The organism is Kribbella sp. NBC_00709 (genome assembly GCF_036226565.1).
In the GTDB taxonomy this organism is placed as follows: Bacteria; Actinomycetota; Actinomycetes; order Propionibacteriales; family Kribbellaceae; genus Kribbella.
The window spans coordinates 8,640,166-8,660,357 of record NZ_CP108996.1 but is presented as its reverse complement, the minus strand read 5'-3'; the positions used below and the strand labels follow the sequence as shown (position 1 = coordinate 8,660,357).

General features: G+C 66.7%; 27 protein-coding genes. 13 read left to right on the top strand and 14 right to left on the bottom strand.

The window, feature by feature from the left end; all coding sequences use genetic code 11:
- Window positions 1-136: 136 nt before the first annotated feature.
- From OHA18_RS42135 to OHA18_RS42120, 4 genes are all read left to right on the top strand, one after another.
- Window positions 137-1,900, top strand: coding sequence for a chloride channel protein (locus OHA18_RS42135; protein ID WP_329001028.1), 1,764 nt, complete (start codon window positions 137-139; stop codon window positions 1,898-1,900).
- Window positions 1,897-2,094, top strand: a complete 198-nt coding sequence (locus tag OHA18_RS42130; protein ID WP_329001027.1) for a hypothetical protein — start codon at window positions 1,897-1,899, stop codon at window positions 2,092-2,094. The genes OHA18_RS42135 and OHA18_RS42130 overlap by 4 nt, the downstream gene beginning before the upstream one ends.
- A 42-nt stretch (window positions 2,095-2,136) precedes the next feature.
- Window positions 2,137-2,643 (top strand): MarR family winged helix-turn-helix transcriptional regulator, encoded by a 507-nt coding sequence (locus OHA18_RS42125; protein WP_329001026.1) that lies wholly within the window; start codon window positions 2,137-2,139, stop codon window positions 2,641-2,643.
- A 131-nt stretch (window positions 2,644-2,774) separates the two neighbouring features.
- Window positions 2,775-3,086 carry an STAS domain-containing protein gene (locus OHA18_RS42120; RefSeq protein WP_329001025.1) on the top strand — a complete coding sequence of 104 codons (312 nt, stop codon included), beginning with the start codon at window positions 2,775-2,777 and terminating at the stop codon, window positions 3,084-3,086.
- A gap of 111 nt (window positions 3,087-3,197) precedes the next feature.
- On the opposite strand, the gene OHA18_RS42115 is transcribed toward OHA18_RS42120, so the two are convergent.
- Together OHA18_RS42115 and OHA18_RS42110 are read right to left on the bottom strand one after the other, a co-directional pair.
- Window positions 3,198-3,809: a hypothetical protein gene (locus OHA18_RS42115; protein ID WP_329001024.1), complete on the bottom strand. Its 612-nt coding sequence runs from the start codon at window positions 3,807-3,809 to the stop codon at window positions 3,198-3,200.
- A gap of 433 nt (window positions 3,810-4,242) precedes the next feature.
- On the bottom strand, window positions 4,243-4,674 hold the full coding sequence (locus tag OHA18_RS42110) for a hypothetical protein (RefSeq protein WP_329001023.1): 432 nt from the start codon (window positions 4,672-4,674) through the stop codon (window positions 4,243-4,245).
- A 332-nt stretch (window positions 4,675-5,006) separates the two neighbouring features.
- Between OHA18_RS42110 and OHA18_RS42105 the strand changes: the two genes are divergently transcribed.
- From OHA18_RS42105 to OHA18_RS42095, 4 genes are all read left to right on the top strand, one after another.
- Window positions 5,007-5,552 carry a hypothetical protein gene (locus OHA18_RS42105; protein ID WP_329001022.1) on the top strand — a complete coding sequence of 182 codons (546 nt, stop codon included), beginning with the start codon at window positions 5,007-5,009 and terminating at the stop codon, window positions 5,550-5,552.
- A 291-nt stretch (window positions 5,553-5,843) separates the two neighbouring features.
- Complete coding sequence (locus tag OHA18_RS42100) at window positions 5,844-6,401, top strand: TetR/AcrR family transcriptional regulator (RefSeq protein ID WP_329001021.1); 558 nt, start codon at window positions 5,844-5,846, stop codon at window positions 6,399-6,401.
- Between the two features lie 22 nt (window positions 6,402-6,423).
- Window positions 6,424-6,663, top strand: coding sequence for an NAD(P)-binding protein (locus tag OHA18_RS43475; protein WP_442914363.1), 240 nt, complete (start codon window positions 6,424-6,426; stop codon window positions 6,661-6,663).
- Entirely contained in the window at window positions 6,660-7,118 is a 459-nt protein-coding gene (locus tag OHA18_RS42095) for a nitroreductase family deazaflavin-dependent oxidoreductase (protein WP_329001020.1), read from the top strand. The genes OHA18_RS43475 and OHA18_RS42095 overlap by 4 nt, the downstream gene beginning before the upstream one ends.
- Window positions 7,119-7,168: 50 nt before the next feature.
- Here OHA18_RS42095 and OHA18_RS42090 read toward each other — a convergent pair whose 3' ends face one another.
- From OHA18_RS42090 to OHA18_RS42080, 3 genes are read right to left on the bottom strand one after another with little or no spacing between them, the layout of a single operon-like run.
- Window positions 7,169-7,747, bottom strand: coding sequence for a GerMN domain-containing protein (locus OHA18_RS42090; RefSeq protein ID WP_329001019.1), 579 nt, complete (start codon window positions 7,745-7,747; stop codon window positions 7,169-7,171).
- On the bottom strand, window positions 7,744-9,123 hold the full coding sequence (locus OHA18_RS42085) for a HAMP domain-containing sensor histidine kinase (protein WP_329001018.1): 1,380 nt from the start codon (window positions 9,121-9,123) through the stop codon (window positions 7,744-7,746). The genes OHA18_RS42090 and OHA18_RS42085 overlap by 4 nt, the downstream gene beginning before the upstream one ends.
- Window positions 9,120-9,821 carry a response regulator transcription factor gene (locus OHA18_RS42080; protein WP_329001017.1) on the bottom strand — a complete coding sequence of 234 codons (702 nt, stop codon included), beginning with the start codon at window positions 9,819-9,821 and terminating at the stop codon, window positions 9,120-9,122. Before OHA18_RS42080 ends, OHA18_RS42085 begins: the two co-directional genes overlap by 4 nt.
- Before the next feature lie 142 nt (window positions 9,822-9,963).
- Between OHA18_RS42080 and OHA18_RS42075 the strand changes: the two genes are divergently transcribed.
- Complete coding sequence (locus tag OHA18_RS42075) at window positions 9,964-10,275, top strand: STAS domain-containing protein (protein WP_329001016.1); 312 nt, start codon at window positions 9,964-9,966, stop codon at window positions 10,273-10,275.
- Between the two features lie 80 nt (window positions 10,276-10,355).
- Window positions 10,356-10,820 carry a hypothetical protein gene (locus tag OHA18_RS42070; RefSeq protein ID WP_329001015.1) on the top strand — a complete coding sequence of 155 codons (465 nt, stop codon included), beginning with the start codon at window positions 10,356-10,358 and terminating at the stop codon, window positions 10,818-10,820.
- A 4-nt stretch (window positions 10,821-10,824) separates the two neighbouring features.
- Here the strand turns inward: OHA18_RS42070 and OHA18_RS42065 are convergent, their stop codons facing one another.
- Together OHA18_RS42065 and OHA18_RS42060 are read right to left on the bottom strand one after the other, a co-directional pair.
- Window positions 10,825-11,256, bottom strand: a complete 432-nt coding sequence (locus OHA18_RS42065; protein WP_329001014.1) for a DUF4383 domain-containing protein — start codon at window positions 11,254-11,256, stop codon at window positions 10,825-10,827.
- A 220-nt stretch (window positions 11,257-11,476) separates the two neighbouring features.
- Window positions 11,477-11,614 (bottom strand): hypothetical protein, encoded by a 138-nt coding sequence (locus OHA18_RS42060; RefSeq protein WP_329001013.1) that lies wholly within the window; start codon window positions 11,612-11,614, stop codon window positions 11,477-11,479.
- A gap of 100 nt (window positions 11,615-11,714) precedes the next feature.
- Between OHA18_RS42060 and OHA18_RS42055 the strand changes: the two genes are divergently transcribed.
- Window positions 11,715-12,038 (top strand): hypothetical protein, encoded by a 324-nt coding sequence (locus OHA18_RS42055; RefSeq protein WP_329001012.1) that lies wholly within the window; start codon window positions 11,715-11,717, stop codon window positions 12,036-12,038.
- Window positions 12,039-12,381: 343 nt separating this feature from the next.
- Here the strand turns inward: OHA18_RS42055 and OHA18_RS42050 are convergent, their stop codons facing one another.
- From OHA18_RS42050 to OHA18_RS42030, 5 genes are all read right to left on the bottom strand, one after another.
- Window positions 12,382-13,671 carry an ArsB/NhaD family transporter gene (locus tag OHA18_RS42050; RefSeq protein WP_329001011.1) on the bottom strand — a complete coding sequence of 430 codons (1,290 nt, stop codon included), beginning with the start codon at window positions 13,669-13,671 and terminating at the stop codon, window positions 12,382-12,384.
- Window positions 13,672-13,687: 16 nt separating this feature from the next.
- On the bottom strand, window positions 13,688-14,134 hold the full coding sequence (locus OHA18_RS42045; protein ID WP_329001010.1) for a CBS domain-containing protein: 447 nt from the start codon (window positions 14,132-14,134) through the stop codon (window positions 13,688-13,690).
- A 258-nt stretch (window positions 14,135-14,392) separates the two neighbouring features.
- Window positions 14,393-15,373 (bottom strand): calcium/sodium antiporter, encoded by a 981-nt coding sequence (locus tag OHA18_RS42040; RefSeq protein WP_329001009.1) that lies wholly within the window; start codon window positions 15,371-15,373, stop codon window positions 14,393-14,395.
- Window positions 15,374-15,684: 311 nt separating this feature from the next.
- Window positions 15,685-16,560 carry a hypothetical protein gene (locus OHA18_RS42035; protein WP_329001008.1) on the bottom strand — a complete coding sequence of 292 codons (876 nt, stop codon included), beginning with the start codon at window positions 16,558-16,560 and terminating at the stop codon, window positions 15,685-15,687.
- A complete protein-coding gene (locus OHA18_RS42030; RefSeq protein ID WP_329001007.1) occupies window positions 16,550-17,239 on the bottom strand; it encodes a DUF4386 domain-containing protein in 690 nt (229 codons plus the stop codon). The genes OHA18_RS42035 and OHA18_RS42030 overlap by 11 nt, the downstream gene beginning before the upstream one ends.
- 377 nt (window positions 17,240-17,616) lie before the next feature.
- On the opposite strand from OHA18_RS42030, the gene OHA18_RS42025 reads away from it, so the two are divergent.
- Window positions 17,617-18,330 (top strand): DUF4386 domain-containing protein, encoded by a 714-nt coding sequence (locus OHA18_RS42025; protein ID WP_329001006.1) that lies wholly within the window; start codon window positions 17,617-17,619, stop codon window positions 18,328-18,330.
- 63 nt (window positions 18,331-18,393) lie between these two features.
- Window positions 18,394-19,110, top strand: coding sequence for a DUF4389 domain-containing protein (locus OHA18_RS42020; protein ID WP_329001005.1), 717 nt, complete (start codon window positions 18,394-18,396; stop codon window positions 19,108-19,110).
- Between the two features lie 367 nt (window positions 19,111-19,477).
- Here OHA18_RS42020 and OHA18_RS42015 read toward each other — a convergent pair whose 3' ends face one another.
- Entirely contained in the window at window positions 19,478-19,879 is a 402-nt protein-coding gene (locus tag OHA18_RS42015; protein WP_329001004.1) for an SLC13 family permease, read from the bottom strand.
- Between the two features lie 24 nt (window positions 19,880-19,903).
- Window positions 19,904-20,161 carry a metal-sensitive transcriptional regulator gene (locus OHA18_RS42010; protein WP_329001003.1) on the bottom strand — a complete coding sequence of 86 codons (258 nt, stop codon included), beginning with the start codon at window positions 20,159-20,161 and terminating at the stop codon, window positions 19,904-19,906.
- Window positions 20,162-20,192 lie beyond the last annotated feature (31 nt).

Genomic DNA, 20,192 nt, shown 5'->3' with positions numbered 1-20,192 from the left:
CCCGACCAAGGTGCTTGGGCCCGGTGCGGCCACCGAACGTCATCTGATCTCAAAGTCCCCGCAGTCCGCTCGCCAAGTCTGGTCGTGGACTGAGACGACCGGAGTTGTCGGGACCAAATATTGCATAATGCAATTCATGTCCGCTGATACGTTGACCGTTGCCCGAGGAGCGTCGTACCGAACTGGTCCGCGCCGGCTTCTGCGCGCCGCGAACTCCGGACTCCTGATCCTCGCTCTCGTGGTCGGTGCCGGTTCGGCGGGCTTCGCGGTCCTGTTCCGTTGGTTGATCACGACCTTCACCGGACTGGCGACCGGCCATGTCGACTATGCTGCAACCCCGGGCGCTTCCCATCCGGGTTTGCCTGGACTGGGTCGCTGGTTCTTGCTCGGGGTGCCTGTGCTGGCCGGACTCCTGTATGGACCGCTGGTGCACTTCTTCGCCCGGGAGGCACGCGGTCACGGCGTCCCGGAGGTCATGTACGCCGTGAGCCGAAACGGTGCCCGGATAGCGCCGCAGGTTGCTGCCGTGAAGGCGTTGGCGTCCGCATTGTGCATCGGTGGTGGGGGATCGGTGGGACGCGAAGGGCCGATCGTGCAGATCGGATCCGCGCTGGGGTCGACGGTCGGTCGCCTGGTTCGGGTCCCCGAGCCGCGGTTGCGGGTGCTCGTGGCCTGTGGCGCGGCCGGGGGAATCGCGGCGACCTTCAACGCCCCGTTGGCGGGTGTCTTCTTCGCGATGGAGCTGATCCTCGCCGACTTCACCGCGCAGGCGTTCGGGATGGTCGTGATCTCGGCGGTCACGTCGGCGGCGATCGGTCGCGCAGTACTCGGCGATGTCCCGTTCCTCGCCCTGCCGCAGTTCTCGGTCGACCACGTGGGCCAGTACGGCCTCTTCGCCGCCCTCGGGTTGATCGCCGGGGTCGTCGGCGTCGCCTTCACCCGCGTCCTCTATCTGATCGAGGACGCCTGTGACGCTGTCTGGCGAGGCCCGGAGTGGCTGCGCTCCGCGGTCGGTGGAGTGCTACTGGGACTCTTGCTGATCGCGCTCCCCGAGATGTACGGCGTGGGTTACCCGGTGCTCGGCCATGCGATCCTGGGCGAGTACGGCGTCGCGTTCCTGCTGCTGCTTGCGGTCGGGAAGATGGCGGCCACGAGTCTGACGATCGGTATCGGCGGATCCGGTGGTGTCTTCGCGCCGAGCCTCTTCATCGGCGCCATGGTCGGATCCGCGTTCGGCGCTGCCGCTCATCTCGTGCTGCCCGGGACGGCCGGAGCGGTGGGTGCCTACGGGCTGATCGGCATGGGCGCGGTCTTTGCGGGTGCCGCGCGGGCGCCGATCACCGCGGTCGTGATCATGTTCGAGCTCACCGGCGAGTACTCGATCATCCTGCCCCTGATGACCGCGATCGTGCTGGCCACAGGAGTCAGTCACCTGTTGTCGGGCGACACGATCTACACGCTCAAGCTGCGTCGCCGTGGTGTGGATCTGGGGCGCGCGGAGACCATCGGTACGGCGGCGCGGATCTCGGTCGAGGATGTGATGACCGGCGTACCGGACGGCGTTCGCGGCGACAGCCCGCTCCGGGAAGTCGCGACGGTACTGGCGCGGTCGGTGTCCGGCGTACTGCCTGTTCTCGACGACGGCGGCGAGTACGTCGGCATCGTCACGGCACGGGTGGTCGCCGAAGCGCTCGCCGACGGGCGCCATGACGCTGCCCCGGCCTCACTCGTCCTCGAGCTACCGATCCTGGTCAGACCCGAGGACCACCTCGACCAGGCGATCGAGGCCCTCGACCGCAGCGGATGCGCCGCCGTCCCGGTGCTCGAAAGCAAACGCCTGGTTGGCTGGATCAGCTATCGCAAGACACTTGAGGCCATGCCGAGGGAGGTCGTGCGGTGACGCGCCGAATTCCGCGGAGGCTCGCGAGGTCGCCGATCCCGTTGTTCCGGGCGGGGCTGGTGATCGTGTCCGGCTACGCGAGCGGCGAAGCACCGGCGCGAACGCTGGACCTGCCGGATCTCGCCGGCGATGGCCCGCTGCCGGCTGATATGGCTATGAGGCTTCCGTTGGTGCGGATCGAGTTCGGCGATTAGCCTCTGCAAGAATCAGTCAGACCAAGCTGTGGAGGTGGAGCCGTGACCGGTGCAGCCAACCGGGCGGCCGAGGCTGCGCCTGAGGAGGCCGTCGACGAGGTGGTGGCCGCTGTCCTGACCGCGTCGCGGGTGCTTGTCGGCGTTTCGGCCAGGTCCCTGGCCCAGGTCGAAGAGTCGGTGACGCTGACGCAGTTCCGTACGCTCGTTGTTCTGGACGGTCATGGTCCGAGCCGGCTGAACCTGCTGGCCGAGCGGCTCGATGTGACCGCGTCGACGGCGTTGCGGATGGTCGATCGGCTGATCGCGGCCGGTCTGGTCGATCGGCGGGAGAACGCGCAGGACCGTCGTGAGGTCGTCATCGACCTGACGACGGAGGGACGGAAGCTGGTGCGCAAGGTCACCCGGAAGCGGCGGGCGGAGATCGAGCGGATCGTGCTCGCGATGCCTGCCGGGCGACGCCGCGAGCTCATCCGCGCGCTGGTGGCGTTCGCGGGCGCCGCCGATGAGCCGGCAGTCGTCGCGGAGGCCGCGAGCCGGCTCGGTTGGTGAGTCCGTCACCGCGCGCGCCTGCGCGGTACGGCGTACCTCGTCATCGGATCGTCAAATGCAGGTAGCTCCGATCTCAAACTCGAACCACGACAGTGGTATCACCACCTCGGCGCCGGCGCGAAGGATCCTCGATGATCGATACGACCCGCAGCCCTCCTCCGCAGCGGGCGATCCTACCGCTGTCGGACACCGAACTGGCCACTGGGTTGAGCCAGCTGCGCTGGCAGTTGCAGGCCCTGGTGATGGACGGGGTGTGTCTAGTGATCGTCGACGTGTCCGAGGTCGACCAGATCTCGTCGACGGCGCTGGCCGCCTTGCTCGACACCCATCGCGTGTGCCGGCGCCGCGGTGGCGGCGTGGTGATCCGCCATGCGAGCCGGAAGATGAGCGACGTGCTGCGGCGTACGGGCCTCGACCGCGTCTTCGACGTCGAAGCCGCGTGACCAGGAAGCTGCCTGATCAGGAACAGAAGAGGAAATGAACCCGCCCGAGCATGATCAGAGTTCGCCGCGTTACGTCGATGTGACGATCGTCGAGTTCGCGGCGCACACCGCCTACCTGGACCCTCTCACCGGGATCGGATACCTCGTGACACCCCGACCTGACCGCGATGTCGGCGCGTTGGCGTGTACGACGAGAACGGTCGTCTCGAGATCGCCGGCAGGACCGCTGACGGGCGGGAGGCATTGTGCCTCTACGGTGAGCCGACCGTCGAGGATCCGACTCTCGACGCACTCGACTGCGCGATCATCACCCTGGATATCGCCGCCGGCCTCGACCTTGACCTTGACCTTGACTTCGTCGCTCATCTCCTCGGCCGGCGACTCGCCTATACCTACGAGGTCGTCGCGCTGGCGCCCCTCGAACGGCTGGTGATGTGTACCGCTCAAGGTCCGTTTCCGTGGAGACCAGCTATGCGTGGTTGTCGGCCGGCGACACAGCCACGCGGATGACGCTGCGCAACCCGGGCGAACCGTCAGCCAGAGGTACGGCGCTGCGACGAGGACCGTGACCGCGGTCATCACAACGCCCTTTCGGGTGAGCTCCCAGAAGCTGATCGGGCGACCCTCGAGCGGCTCGCTGCCGATGGCACGACCCGGACCGGAGCGCGTCAGGCGCTGGTGGATGCCGGCGACGGTCGCCTCCCGGCGGCCGCCGTCCAGCATCCGGTCGGCCCGGGCCTCGCGCCTGTTCATGGCCCGGTCCGACGGCCACGGTAGACCGGGAAACGGTCGGTCTCCAGCCGGAGGAGACAATGGCCGAGGATCGTCAACAAGTCTCAATCCACGGGTCAACAGATCGTCAAGGACGACGGCCGCGCTTGTCGGGGGTACTCACTTTTTCCTGAGAGCTATATGCAGTGCGATCGCGAAGACGATCGCGATCGAGATGATCGAGATCGTATTGTTCATGGCATGTCCCGTCGGGAACTCGGGTGCGGATGTAGGCGTAGGGGGTGCTCAGATCCAGCGTCCGCATTCGATGCTCAGATCAATGGCCCTGACGGCGAGAAACCACTGGCATCGATCACCGGCATGCCGGCCCTGATCTCGCACAGCAGTAATGCCGTCTGGGTGGAGTTACGTCGAATCACCTGCCTCAGCGCTCGACGAGGTGGACCAGGGGCAGGTCCACCTGGGAACGCAGCTGTGATGCGAGGTCCCGGCCAAGCAGGCTCGCCAGCCGATGCCGTCCGGTCACGACGACAACCTCTTCGCTGTTGGTCCTCGCGGCTACCTCCAGCAACGCGCCGACAGGTTCCTGATCGGAGACGACTCCGGTGACGGGCGCCTGCAGTGCCTCCATGCGCTCGACACTCTTCTGCATCAGACGCTCGGCCTCTTCACGGGAGCCGTCGGCGCGAGCCGACGCGTCGCCGAGGGGCCTCACCAAGTGGTAGCGAAGCGGTGTGCTCTTCACCTGGTACATCTCGGTCATTCGCCTTGCGGACGTGCCGCTGAGTTCGTTCTCGACCAGTACTGCGACGTCGAACCAGTTATCGGTATCTGCGATCTCATCGAGCCGAGTCATCGTGCCTCTCCTGTCTCTGTCATGAAGCCCGGCTTCAAGACGTACCCGCCGATTCACCGACGCCAAAGGGTGCGGACCCCGTCGTCAAGAGAACTCAAAGCGGTGGCAATCACCTGGTCACGCCACGGCAAGGTGGGTTCCCTGGCCGCAGCCTTCTGCTGGACTCGGCTGCTCATCGTGCCGGTGTCGTCTGACCTGTCGATCTCGATGAATTGGCCGACAAGATATTGCTCACCGCAACGCATGACGTCAGAAAGGGACGCATCCGTCGTCATGAGATCGTCAAGAACCGGTCCGGCCGATCTCAATACGAGGTCGCAAGGGTGGTGCGGGTGACGCACAACCTCAAGACCTGCAGGATCCCGCTCGCCGTGGTTTCTGCCTACTATCACCGGAACCTCGACGTACAGCCGAGTCCGCCGCGCCAGGTCGCGGGGGACAGCGAGGTGTTCATCGAGATCGGGGACACCGGAATCGTCGAGATCTTGGCCATGGAGTCGGCCGCACATGTTGCGTACCTCGAGCCCCAGAGCGGAACCGGGCTCCTGGTGATGCCGCCACGGAACACAGACATCTTGGCAGAGGAAGGTTTCGCAGACCTGTCCTGGCCTGCCGAGTGGAGCGACTGTCCAGGAGCGGGGATGTCGTTGCAGAGCGCCGATCTGGTCCGGCTCCTCGACCGCCTCTCGACAGCGGGATGGACACTGCTCGAAGACGAGCGTGGCGATGTCGAGGTTGCCGGGGAAGTCGTCGGCGGCGGCACCGCGGTGTGCCTGTTCGCGGTCCGTACGTCGTTCGAACAACTCGTTCTCGAGAATCTGCACCAGGCGTTGACAGCGCTCCACGCCGCTGCTGATCTGCAGCACTTCCAGCCCTGAACTGATCGGTCAACAGGAGGCTGCAGGAAGTGCGGTGGCTCGCCGTTGAGCGCGGCGTCGGACAAGAACCATGCGTGGGCCTCATCCGGGTGTCAACTGCAAGACGGTTGTGAGTTGTCGACACCAAATATTGCTCAACGCAATTCATGTCGCCGAGATCGCCCGGACTTGTGTCGGCCGGCGGGATCACGTCGAGCTTCCTGCCGAGCGGCCGTACCCGGTTTGCCTCGGCGGTCGAGCCGGAGTACTTTAGGACAGTCGTACAGGACGAGTGTCCTAGAGGAGATGGGTGTGACGCCAACTGCGGAGCAGGGTGCCGAGGTGCGCCGCCGATTGTTGACGGCGGCAGTCGAGTTGATCCCGGAGCGAGGGTGGTCGGCTGTCAGCACCCGGATGGTTGCCGAGCGAGCAAGCGTGAGCCCGAGCGTGGTGCACTACCACTTCGCCTCGGTGCAGGCCCTGCTGAACGAGGCCGTTCTCACGTCCATGCGCCAGGTCCTGGACGAGGCCGGTGCCCGGATGGAGCGTGTGCGTACGTCGGCGGAGTTGCTGGACGCCCTGATCGGATCGGTGGATCAGTACTCCGGCACCGACACCATGTCCGTGCTGTTCGTGGAGGCCTACCTCGCGAGCACCCGGGACGCGCGGCTTCGTGAGCAGTTGGTTGCCGTGCTCAACGACCTGCGGGCACGACTCGCAGCCTGGCTGACGGATCGAGGCGTGCCCGAACCCGCAGCGACAGCAGCAGTCCTGGCGGCATCGATCGACGGGATTCTGCTGCATCGAGGCCTCGGCGCCGGACCGGCGACGTCTGCGGCCGCGGACGTGCTGCATCGTCTCGTGACCTGACAATCGACGGAGGTGGCGAATAGTGCGAGTGGTGATATGTGGTGCTGGCATCGCGGGTCTGACGCCGGCGAACGGGTTGGCGCCTGCCGGCCATCAGTTGGTGTTGCTGGAGCGGGCACCTCGGCCGCGACCGCAGGGGTACATGATCGACCTCTTCGGGCATGGATACGACGCGATGTCGGCGATGAGGTTGTTGCCGGCTCTGGGGATCGACACCTTGCGGCAGCATGTGTCGTTGTTGTCCGGAGGTGTTGACAAGTGACCCGGCGGATTCCGCGTGTCGTGGCGCGTGCGCCGATTCCGTTGTTCCGCTCCGGGTTCGGGTTCCTCATGGGGAACCGCCTGACGATGCTCGAGCATCGTGGCCGGGTGTCGGGGCAGGCGCGGTACGTCGTGCTGGAGGTGCTCGAGCGCGATCCGGACGGCCTGGTTGTGGTGTCGGGGTACGGCCGTGGCGCCCAGTGGTACCGGAACGTCCTCGCGGACCCTGTCGTGCGGGTGTGGTCCGGGCGGCGGCGGGGCGCCGGAGGTCGGGCGACAGCGATTCCGGCCGGTGAAGTCCCTCGTCGTCTGGAGGATTACCGGCGCCGGCATCGGCGCGCGGCCAAGGCGCTCGGGCGGACGCTGGCTCTCCCCGATCTGGCGAGTGATGGTCCGCTCCCTTCCGATATCGGAGCTCGGCTGCCCTTGGTGCGTATCGAGTACGCGGCCAGGTGAGCTGCGGCGTGGTCGCCCGCCGGTGTCGAGGAGTCCGTCACCTGGTGACTTCAGCGCGAACGGAGTGCGGCGTAGTCGGCGGCCGTCAAAGGCTCGGTGGTCAGCGCGCCGTCCGCGAGCAGAGCCTCGACCGGCTGGCCGTTCCGGGAGAAGGTCACTTCGTCGATGGTGGAGAGCGCGGTGACGGACAGCACGATCTGGCCGACGGCGAGAACGTTCTCGGTGGCGGACCTGCCGTCGGTTTCGCCGGAGAGCTCCAGGTCGACCCGCTTGCCTTGCACACCAGCCACAGTGAGGGTGAGCTCAGGCGGAAGTGCGGACGTGACACCGTCGGCCTGCTCTGTCGTGCTCGGTCCGGCCAGCAACGCCGAGATGACCGTCTGAAGGCGATCCGTGGGCGCTGGGCTCGGTGCGTCGCGAACGAACGTCACCAGCCGATCCTTCCGAGCGAACACCACCTGGATCGCCGGCTTGCCCGGTGTCGCCGAGGCTGGTCCGGATGTCGGGGAGCCGGTGCCTTGGAGGCGTGACGGCACGGCCGCCGGATCGATCGGTGCCGGTTGCCGCTGGACGGGAATGCCGCAGCCGGCGAGCAGGATGACTGCGAGGGCCACAAGTACCGCCCTCATGCGCCGGCCTCCGGGAGCCGGACGACGAACCGGGTGCCGCCGGCCGGCGACGCCGAGCACCACACGGTGCCGCCGTGCGCCGTCGCGGTCTCGGCGACCAGAGCCAGGCCGAGTCCGGTGCCCGACGAGGAACCTCGCCCGCCAGGCCCGGTGGCGAAGCGTTCGAAGATCCGTTCACGGTCGTCAGCCGGGATACCCGGCCCGGCGTCGTCGACGAACACGAGCAGGTCGCCCTCCGAGCGGGCGACCTCAACGCCGACAAGCCCATCCCCGTGGCGCTCGGCGTTCTCGAACAGGTTGCGGAAGAGACGCCCGAGGCGCGGTTTGTCGGCAACCACGTGCAGATCCTCGGGGCCGGTCAGGAGCGTCGCCTCGCGGCCGGTCTCCCCGAGTACCTGTCGTAGCAGTGAGGTCAGCTCAATCACTGTGCCAGGTCGCAGATCGAGCCCGCCGTCGGAGCGGGCGAGCTCGAGGAGATCCTCCAGCAGTCGCCGGAAGCGGTGCAGGTCGGCGGTGACCAGGTCGAGGACACGCTGTGAACGATCGGACAGCTCGTGCCGCCTGGCGTTCAGCAGGTCGACGCTGCCGACCAAGGTCGTCAGGGGCGAGCGGAGCTCGTGGCTGACATCGGCCGCCAGCCGTGCGTCCCGGTTGATGCGTTGCTGCAAGGTGTCGACCATGCTGTTGAACGAGCCGACGATGGTCGCGAGCTCCGGATCGAGCGTCGCCGGCAGCCGGGTGTCGAGATCTCCGCCTGCGATCGATGCCGCGGTGGCGGCGACCCGGTTCAGCGGGGTGACGACCGATCTGCTGCCCCATACGCCGAGGGCGGCTCCGGCGGCGGTCGCGAGCAGTGCGCCGCCTGACAGGATGCCGCTGAGTAGGCGCAGGGTGCCGTCCAGCTCGGTGAGCGGGGCGATCTCGTAGAACTCTGCCTGCACGGTTGGAATCGGCACGCCGATGACCATCGCGGGGCCGTCGTCGGATCGGAACCGTTGGCTGGTGGCGGTTCCGTCGGCGACGGCTTCGCGGACTGCGGACGGCACAGCGTCGCGGCCTTGATCCAACGATGACGCGTACCACTGGCCTTGCCATTTGAGGACGATCGTGTGCCCGGCCGGTGTACCGGCAGCGGTCAGAACGGCCGAGACGTCGGCGCCGGCGCTCTCGAGGCGGCGCTGGATGAACACCGCATCGGCGAAGGACTGATGTTGCACGACGCGCTCCCGCTGTGCCAGCAGATACCCGCGTGCGAGCAGGTAGGTGCTGATGGCAAAGACTGCTGATACCAGGAGAGCCACCAGCGCGAAGGCGAGGACCAACCGGTGCCGCAGGCCCAGGGCGCGAGGGCCGAAGGTCCCCGGGACGAACCTCATTGCGGATCCAGCCGGTAGCCCATTCCTCGCATCGTGACGACGATCTGCGGCTTGCCGGGATCGCGCTCGATCTTGGTGCGCAGCCGTCTGATGTGGACATCGACGATGCGCTCGTCCCCGTAGTACCCGTGCTCCCACACCGAGGCGAGTAGGGCCGACCGGCTGAGCACCCGGCCGGGCGGCTGGGCGAGCTCGACCAGCAGCCGGTACTCCGTGACGGTCAGCGGAACGTCGCTGCCGTCGAGTGTCACCGCACCTCGGGACGTGGACAGCACGAGCCGACGATCCGGGCCTGCGTCGAGGATGACGTCGGCCTCGACCGGATCGGTGCTGCTGCGCAGCCGTCGGCGCAGGGCGCGCAGGCGTGCAGTGATCTCCTTGATCTGAAAGGGTTTCGTGACGTAGTCGTCTGCTCCGGCCTCGAGCCCGGCAACGATGTCGTGGGTGTCGGAGCGGGCGCTGACGATCACGATCGGGATGTCGGTCATCCGCCGTACCTCGCGGATGCAGGTGTAGCCGTCCACCTCGCCGAGCATCAGGTCCACCATCATCAGGTCCGGAAGCGTGGATCGGACCTCGGCCAGGGCGGACGGGGTGTCGGCGGCCTCGGCGACCTGGTAGCCCTCGTCTTCGAGCGCGAGGCGCAGCACGGCCCGGATACGGTCGTCGTCCTCCACGATCAGAACTCGCATCGGCATGGCCCCATCGTCGCAATCATCGGTCCGGATGTGCCCTCCGGGTACCGCATGTCATCTGATCGTCAAGAAGGACGACGACCGATCTCAAAGTCGGCAGTGCACGGTGGTATCAACGCCACAACACTTCGGAAGGCGACAGCCGATGACCGATGCTACCCGTACTCCGCTCCCGCAGAAGGCCATCGTGACGATCTCCGATGCGGATCTGAGCAGCGGCTTGACCGCGCTGCGCTGGCGTCTGCGTAGTGTGGTGATGGAGGGGGCCTGCCTGGTCGTCATCGACCTCTCCGACATCGGTGAGATGTCGTCGACACTCCTGGCGGCTCTGCTGGACACCCACCGTGTGTGTCGCCAGCGGGGCGGAGGCGTCGTGATCCGGCACGCCGGCCGCAAGATGACCGACGTACTTCGCCGCACCGGTCTCGACCGCGTCTTCGCCGTCGAGGTCGCGTGACCCTGTCGCGTTGCAGGCTCTCCCGAGCCAGCTCGATCCGCCGGGGACGCCCAGCCCGGCTCTGTGAGGTAACACCGCCAATGAATCCGTTCGACCGCGACTCGACCCGCCGGCGCTACGTCGATGTGACCGTCGTCGAGTTCGCCGCCCACACCGCCTACCTTGATCCCGTCACGGGAACGGGGTATCTCGTGACGCCGCGCCCGCAGAACGATGTCCCTGCGCCTGAAGATCCCTTGGTCGAGGCGGCCTGGTCGGACTGTCTGGGCGGCCGAACGCGTGACGGCCTCTCGCTGTACGACGCCGATCGCCGGGAGGGCCTCGCACACCTGGCGGAAGAAGGCTGGGAGCCGCTTCTGGACGAGGCCGGTGAGATCGAGGAGGCCGGCTGGACGACGGACGGACGCCGTGCTCTGTGCCTGTATGCAATGCCGACCGCCGGCGAACCGTGCGTGGAAGCGCTGCACCACGCCCTGACGGCACTCGACATCGCCTCGGACGTCCACGTCCGAGTCCGTCGCGAGAACTCGCGAGACGACGACTGAGCCCTCAGGAGCTCACCAGGCGGCGCGGCAGCGCGGTCAGGCACGCGGCGCCGATCGCGCCGACCGCGAGGACGAGGTGGAGCCACGCGTCTGCGCCCGGGTCGGGCACGAGGCTGGGCAACGCCGGACTGTCGTCCAGTAGTCCGTAGCCGACGAGCATCAGCATCGCCCCGCCGACCGCGGCCAGGAAGACGACACACGTTCGAGTTGATCCGGCCGCCAGGAGCGCGACTGCGCCGAGGGCCAGGTGGGCGACAGCGTGTGCGAGGGGGGTCTGGAAGAGTCCCGAGACCACCGACTCAGGTCCCGGGATCCACGGCGCCAGACTGTCGACGTACTGGACAAGTCCGAAGCCTGCCAGCGAGATGAACGCACCTGCGAGCCACAGCGCGGCAAGCTGGGGTGGCGAGGGTGCGGGGGCTACTTCGGATCGCACTGGACGGTCTCCTCACTTCCGGCCGGCCTTCCCGGGTGTGCTGATGACAAGCGTCCCCTCAGTAGCCATCACCAGCACACCCAGCGGCGTGGCGTCCGGCCCCGATTCACCGGTGCGCCTCGGCCAGACTCGACGACAGAGCCAATCCCAGCCAGGATCAGCTGCCTGAACGGAACGTCAAGGGCTCTCAAAGTGCCCTCAACAAACGCTTCCAAGGCCATCAGACGTGCTCGACCGCATGCAGCAGCGGTACGCCGAGGTAGGCGCGAAGCCGCTGTTTCCGATCGGGCAGCACGAAGGCGGAGTAGTCGTCCGAACTCACGACGACGATCGCGTCCCGGCAGCCGATGGACTTCACCAGACTCCGCGCGCCGGACAGCAAGTCTCCGTGGGGTCACTGCCACGGCGACGTCTCCGGCTCTCAGCGAGCGGAGTCGCCTGGCGCTATCTTCGATGCGATGCCCGAGATCCACGGCTGGGTCGTTGCCGGTGACCGGCTCAGCTCCGCCGCGCCGTGCCACCGCAGGGGATCCGAAGGGGCCACGGGACAGAACACCTGGTTCCGCGACCCCCTGGTCGGTGGCACGGTGATCGTCCGCGAGCAGGAGGTGGTAGTTCACCGGCCCGCCGGGACCCGGAAAGAGGCCGGCTATCTCGGCTGCGTCGCGCTCGGACAGTTCACTCTCCACCACGACGACGACGTCGCGTGCCATCACATGCCTCCTCGGTCGGGCGACCGCGTCATGCTTCTGGTTCGCCGGCCGCAGACGCGGCGCTGGTGACGACCGCCGGGGTGTAGCGGTTCGTCACCAGCGCGCTGGCCGGCACAGCATCGGAAGCGCCGACCGAGGTCGGCCGGAACCGGAGCAGGGGACACCATCCACCTGACGGCGACGGATATCAGCCTGTGCCTGGCCTGACTATAAGCACGAGGACCCTGGATGTATCCGGTCGTCACGAGCTCTCAAAGCACGCTCAATCCGGCCGCAGCATCGGAGCACGACATGAACCCAGAGGCATGCCCACCTCGCACCGCACCCGTGACGTCAAGTCCCGACGGAGGAGTGTCGCCAGTCGCTGGCGGTCGGTCACGACGACTTCCGCACAGCGGGCCGTCGGTGGCGGTTAGGACAGGACGAAGTACCGCAGCCAGAGATAGGGCGCCGAGACGATGATGGTGATCGCGGTAATTACGACCCCTTTGCGGGTGAACTCCCAGAAGCTGATCGGGTGGCCGGCGCGCAACGCGATGCCGATCACGACGACGTTGGCGCTGGCGCCGACGGCGGTTGCGTTGCCGCCGAAGTCGGCGCCGGCTGCCAGGGCCCACCACAGGGCGTGGGCGTGGGCGGGGTCGGTGACGTTCTTGGTGAGTTCCAGGACGACGGGGCTCATAGTGGCGACGTACGGGATGTTGTCGACGATCCCGGACAAGACAGCGGAGACGACCAGGATGAGCATGGTGGCCAGCAACGGCTTGCCGTCGGTCGCATTGCCCACGGCTCGGGCCAGGTCGCTGATCAGGCCCGTCTTGACCAGCGCGCCCACCATGACGAAGAGCCCGGCGAAGAACAGCAGCGTCTGCCACTCGACGCTGCCCATGTAGTCCTTCGTCGGCACCTTCGAGATCAGGATCAGCAGGCCGGCGCCGAGAAGGGCGACGACTGCCGGCTCGATGTGAAAGATGGCGTGGCCGATGAAGCCGGTGAACACTGCCAGCAGGACGACCCCGCACTTGATCAGCAGTCGAGTGTCCTGGATCGCCTCACGCTCGTTCAGCCGCAGAACGTCCTCGACCCGATCTGGATCGGCAGCGAAGGAACCCTTGAACAACCGGGGCAGCACCAGGACGAAGACGAGCAGCTGGATCATGACCAGCGGGGTCAGGTGGATCAGGAAGTCGTTGAAAGTGAGGCCGGAGCGGCTGGCGATGATGATGTTCGGCGGGTCGCCGATCAGCGTCGCGGTGCCGCCGATGTTCGAGGCCATCACTTCGGCGATCAGGAACGGTACCGGGCTGATGCCGAGCCGGTCACAAACCAGGAGTGTGACCGGCGCGATCAGCAGCACCGTGGTCACGTTGTCGAGGAACGCTGAGGCGATCGCGGTGATCAGCGTCAGCAGGATCATCACCCGCAGCGGCGATCCTTTGGCCCGCTTGGCCGCCCAGATCGCGACGTACTCGAAGACGCCCGTACGGCGGAGCACGCCGACGATGATCATCATGCCGAGCAGGAGGAAGATGACGTTCCAGTCGATCCCGGTCTCCTGCGAGTAGAACGCATGGTCGGGGTCGGTGACGCCGAGCGCGAACAAAACGCCGGCTCCGCCGAGCGCGGCCAGCAACTTGTGCGTCCACTCGGTAGCAATCAGGACATACGCAGCGAGGAAGACGACCAAGGCGATCGCAGTCACGCGGCCGCCCCGGCGATCAGTGTGTAGAGACGACGAGCTCCAGCAGGCGGGACGCGGTGATCGCGCCGATGATCTCGTGGTCCTTCACAACGGCGACCAGTGGACAGCGCAGCCGAGCCATGATCGCCGCGACTTCGAGCACAGTGTCGTCGTGGTTGACGACCGGCAGCTCGACCGGCTCGGACGGGAGCAGCTTGCGGACCGTCAGACCGGCCAGCTTGCTCGCCACCTGATCGGCCAACGGCTCGTCGATCACCCTCGCCAGCGACGGATCGTCCTGGACATAGCTCGGCACCAGGAACCGCACCACCTGCGAGGCGGGCAACACCGAGTGCGGACGCCCTTTGTCGTCGATCACGATGAGCCCCGGCAGCCGACGGGTCGCCAGCAACGACACGGCCTCGAGGGCGTCCGTGTCCAGGCTGACCACTGGGAACTCCTCGGCCATCTGCTCTGCGTGCACCTTTGCACGATACGTCGAACTGAAGCCGTCGGCATGCAGTCTGCCGGAGTTCTAGCAGCGCTCTCATGCCAACTCCTCCGGGGTCGCTGATCGACCCGCACCCCGGCTCGGGGACGGGCACTGCCGACCAGACTTCCCGGCACTCCGTCCACTACCTTCCCCCATGGCAGGGGTCGGGAGCAAACAGATCGCGACCCGGGTGAGCCGACGGTCCTCGGCTGGTGTCAGTGAGCCACGTCGCCGGCAACCCGCGGCGTGTCACGTTGAGAGCAGCAGCGGCATGGTGAGTGCATAGGCGGCGAGGAGGACCAGGGCTTCGATTCGGTTCAGGGCGAGGCCTCGGCGCAGTAGCATCCAGGCCAGTCCGGCGGTGAGGATCATCGTGACGCTCAGCGCGACGGCGGCCCGTCCAGGCGTGGCCGAACCGGATGCGAGTCCGACGATTGCGCCTCCGACAAGGCTGTTGAACAAGTTGCTGCCGAACAGATTTCCGACAACGAGGTCCGATTCGCCGCGGCGCTGAGCCTGAACGGTGGTAACCAGCTCAGGTAACGACGTACCGAGCGCGACCAACGTGAACCCGATGATGACCTGCGGTACGCCGAGATCGGCCGCGATCGCCGACGCGTTGGACACCAGGAGTTGCGCTCCGGCCAGCACTCCTGCCAGGCCGAGGAGCGCGCGCACCGGTTCGAACCATGCCGGCAGTCGCGACGGCTGCATAGGCAAATCCACGGTCGCGGTCGCTTGGGTGAACTCCGCGGCCTCGGTCGCGACCTCCTGGTTACCGCGGCCCTGGCCGGCCCAATGCAGCAGGACCAGCACCGCACACACGCCCGCGACGGCGAGCACAACGCCCGTCACCGGGCTCAGGCCCGCCCATGCCAGGAATGCGAAGAGTGTGACAGCACCGACGGCCAGCGGTACCTCACGCCGGATCACCTGTGACGTCACAGCCACCGATCCTGCCAGCGCGGCGATCCCGAGCACGAGAGTGAGGTTGAGGATGTTGGACCCGGCTATGTTGCCGACCGCCAGTCCGGTGTCCCCGCGCGCCGCGGCGACACCGGAGACGAGGAACTCGGGCGCCGACGTACCCAGACCGATGACAACGACTCCGACCACGACCGGACTGATCTGCATCCGTTGTGCCAGCCGGGAGGATCCAAGCACCAGATGATCGGCCGCGAAGGTCAACACGACCAAGCCGGCAACGGCAAGCAGAATCCGAAACACCACGAGAGACCCCCTCGGTCGACAAACCACACCCTGTCGCCGACCAGGCTTCCCGGCACACCAACCAGCAACCTACACGACCCGCCGCCCATCCATGCCCTCCGGCCGCGACTCCATCGGTGTTGAGAATGTTGTGTCTGCGTTCCACGGCCAGGACAGGTGCGACCAGCAACAGGCTGAGTCCGCACCGAAGTCGGCGCCATCTCCTCGCCGGAGCAGATGACCGCCGTCGCAGCCTGTCTCGAACTCGTCGTCCGGGATGAGGCAGCGCACCTGGCCTTGCCACGAAGACTCCTGCCAAGCCGAATCAAGGATCAGAGTTCGTGGGTGCGATCGGTAACGGCGGCGAGGAGGTCCTGCGGCTCGATCTGCGGTTTGCCGATGTCGAGGCAGTCGCTGACGAAGTACGTGTGCTGGAGGTTGACGAGCCAGGCCCACGCGGCGTCCCCGGACGGACCGAAGCCGTTGCCGTCGGCATCACGTTGCGCGGCCTTCCAGTACTTCGTTGCCTCCGTCTGGCCGGTTGCGCTCAGCGCGGCGTCGAGGTTCTTCTGGACGATCGGGTTCGAGTAGTAGCCGGTGTTCCAGTACTCGATGCCGATCTTGATCAACCCGTCGAGTCCGGCGCCACGGGCGGTCTGTTCCGCGCGCTCGATCGCCGCGGGAATTTCGGCCCCCGCGACATTGCTGACTGCTGCGGTGTTCGCCAGTGGGGACGGGGTCGACCAGGTGAGGTTGGAACGCAGTTCGCTGACGTTGTTCCAGCCCAACGCCCACAGGATCGGCAGGGCGACGGCCCAGGCCCATCTCTGGTGGGTCCGGACGGGTAGCGCGAGGGCTTGGGCTGGGCCGAGGACGATGCCGGTGAGAGCCCCCATCAGGGCCAGGTCGCCCAACGAGGTGCCGTACCCGACGGTCGCAGCGCCGAGCAGCAGGCCGGCGCCCATGCCGATCGCGGTGGCCGGTATCCATCTGCGGGGGTCGAGGCGTCGGCGGCTCACCAGCACCTGTCCGGTGCCGACGACCAGTCCGCTGACGAGGCCACCGAGCAATGCAGCGAGAGCATCATCCACGCGGCCCGCCGCCAGGTCGCCGGCGATGCCGGCGATGGGGAACGCGAGGAAGCCTGCGGTCCAGAGCAACCAGGTTCGCAGGAAGTCCGATCGTGATGCTGCGGGATCAGCGGGCATCGGTGTTCACCCGCCTGAGCAGCAGGACGCCGAGGACAATGATCCATACGGCCCAGAGATAGCTGCCGATCAGGCCGCCCAGGTCCCAGACGGGGAAGCCCGAGACTGCGGTGGCGAGGATGTCGCCCTGGTTGACGAAGTACAGGGCACTCGCGAGCAGACCCAGCCAACCCGCCCACGCGGGCAGCACATGCGAGCGCAGGATGATCACGCTGACCGTGACCGACCAGGCGATGCCGAGAAGCTGACCGAGATGTTCACCCAGCAGCGCACCGCCGTACTGGTGCTGAGCGGTCCAGGCCGCAGCCACGGCCGAGCGGGTGCCTTCGTCACCGCTCATGTACGAGTCGGCCAGCGCCGGTACGACGAAAACCCAGCGCAGGAACCCGATCAATGCCAGTAAGACCGAGGCGGCGCCGACATAGGTGGCCACCCGCAGGGCTGCATCCCCGCGCCGAGCCAAGGCGGCCGGAAGCAGCAAGATCGGGACTGCGAGTACGGCGTAGGTCCAGGCGACCGCGAACCAGGTCCACACCAGACTCGCGCCACCATCCGCGAACTCAGGCAGTACGACGTCCGGCGGTTGCCGCAGAATGTCGGGCCAGTCGAAGGTCATCGACAACACCGTCGCCGCGACCATGAACGCCACGGTCGAGCCGATGAACAGGCTCCCCGTCACCACAGCGGTTCGGCGCCGCGACCCGGCCGGCGAAAGCGCCCCCGCTACGGATCGCTCTGATGCCTCGGTACCGTCCTGCCGACTACTGATCGTGCCCATGCGAACCCCCCCCCGGCACGGCACGAACCTGTGGCGACCCTCACGACCACCAAGCGCAAGATCTCACCGCGCTGCCCTCAGCATCGGCCATGCCACCAGCCCTGTCCACGCGCAAGCGTCGGCTTGAGGCCATGGAGCTGAACGTTGACAGGGCGTGTGCCCCAGAGGATGGTGGGCAGCGATAGGGCGTATGCGGGTGGTGGACCCAAGCCTGTTCGTCGCAGAACACCTATGGGTGGCCGGGGGGCTGCTGCAAGGGGCTTACTCGCATGGCTCAGATGAGCACCACCAGGCGTACCGCGATGATCGCGGGCATCTTCTTCCTGGGTACCGAGATCACTTCGATCCCCGCGTTGCTGCTGTACCGACCGGTGCTCCGCGATGGCAACTACCTGGTCGCGTCGAGTTCCGACAGTCGCGTGCTGCTGGGCGGATTCCTTGAGCTGTTGCTGGTCGTGACGGTCATCGGAACGGCGGTCACGCTCTACCCGGTGGTCAAGCGGCAGAACCACAGCATCGCCCTCGGCTACGTCTGCGGCCGGCTCCTGGAAGCCTCGATCATCGTGGTCGGTGCCGTCAGCGTCCTCACGGCTGTGACGCTACGGCAGGACCTCGGCGGTACGGCGGACAGCGCCGGCGTCGGTGTTGCCACCGTCGAGCGTTCTCTGGTGGCGATCCACGACTGGACCTTCCTGCTCGGGCCGAGCTGGGTGCTGGGAATCAACAGTGTCCTGCTGGCGTATCTGCTGTATCGCGCGGATCTGGTGCCGCGGGCAATCACCTTCCTGGGGATGGCCGGTGGCACGCTGGTCACGCTGTCGGCAACCGCGATGTTGTTCGGCGTCTACGGCCAGAGCGTCCACACAGTTCTGGCGTTGCCGGTGTTCGTCTGGGAGGTCAGTGTGGCGATCTGGATGATCGCCAGGGGCCTCAAGCCGTCAGCGAGCAGCCCCCCAGTGGTCGAAGGGAAGACACCGCTGCCTCTCGGCTGAGAAGCAGTTGGCGAGGGTGGGACTCCTACTCTCATCGTGCAAGTCCGCTGGGAGATGGTTGTAATGGCAACATCGGTCGCTTATCCCGTGCACGTGAACGCCGCGCTGGATCCGAAGGCGTCGAGATGGCTCTGGCTGGTGAAGTGGATCCTCGTGATCCCGCACTACGTCGTACTGGCGTTCCTGTGGATCGGCTTCATGGTCAGCTCTGTCATCGCATTCTTCGCGATCCTGTTCACCGGTCGGTATCCGCGCGCGATCTTCGACTACAACGTCGGGGTGATGCGGTGGTCGTGGCGAGTGACGTACTACGCCTACGGCGCGCTCGGCACGGACAAGTACCCACCGTTCACACTGAAGGACGTCGAGGACTATCCCGCCCACCTGTCCGTCGACTACCCGGCGCAGTTGTCGCGCGGCCTGGTCCTGGTGAAGTGGTGGCTGCTCGCCATCCCGCACTACATCGTCGTCGGTGTCTTTGTCGGCGGTGGAGCCTGGGCCGTGGACCGGACCGACAACTGGCAGTGGAACCTCAGCGGCGGTGGCGGTCTCGTCGGCATCCTGGTCGTCATCGCGGCCGTGATTCTCGCCTTCACCGGCGCCTACCCCAGGTCGCTGTACGACATCATCCTCGGGATGAACCGCTGGGCCCTACGGGTCGCCGGCTATGCGGCCCTGATGACCGACGTCTATCCACCGTTCCGCCTCGACATGGGCGGCAGCGACCCGACCCTCGTCGTACCGGCCGGCTCGGGCGACGAACCACAACTTGACGGCTAACGTCCTGCGCCCCGGACGGTAGGGATTGTGCCCGGGGCGCAGGACGTCGCAAGGCTGCTCAGTGGACTCGGCCCCAGCCTCGGCACGGCCGGCGGCTGCCGAGTTCGGCGCCGTCGCGGCTGCAGATGCACGGGCGGCCCTCGTGGCGGAGAAGACGGGCCCGACTGCAGGTCTCAGTACCGGGCCCACGCTGTAGTCCGCCGCGGTCTGGCCGACCAGGTAGGTCTCGAAAGCCGCCACACTCCGCTTGATGCCTGAGTGTCGATGCCGATGGTTGCGCAGAAGTATCGGCCGCCTGTCACCGAGAACTCGAACGTGTACTCAGCGAACGGATTCGGGACTCTGAGGCTGTGGAGATACCCGGTTTTCACGCCCTTGTTGCTGAGTTCGGCATCCTGGCGGCGGGTATCGCCGGTGATCGCCAGGACAGGACGAAGTACCGCAGCCAGAGGTACGGCGCCGCGATGCCGATGACTGGTGTCAGGTGGATGAGGAAGTCGTCGAAGGTGAGTCCGGATCGGCTGGCGATGATGATGATGATGTTGGGTGGGTCGCCGATGAGTGTCGCGGTGCCGCCGATTCGAGGCCTGATGCGCAGTGGTGATCCCTTCGCGCGTTTGGCTGCCCAGATGGCGACGTACTCGAACATGCCGGTACGGCGGAGGATGCCGACGATGATCATTGTCGGCAGGAGCACGAAGACGACGTTCCAGTCGATGGACGATGCGTGTCGATCTGAGCAAGCTGGTCGCCAGCTGCCACTCGGCAAGCGGGCGACTTGCGCCGACCTGGGTTATGCCAGGGCGAGGAAGAGTTTTTCCATCTTTGCCACGTCGACGTCGCTGTCGTCGTCGGTGAGGCAGTGCTGCAGGCCGGTGGCGACGATGGCGTAGCCGGCGCGGGAGAGGGCCTTGTTGACGGCCGCGAGCTGGGTCAGGACGGTTTCGCAGTCAGATCCTTCTTCCATCATCCGGATCACACTGCCGAGATGCCCGTGGGCCCGTTTCATGCGTGTGACGATCGGCTTGATCTCAGTCGGTTCGAGGTCCATCAGAGCCCTTCTTCCAGGTTCGTCGAGGCCG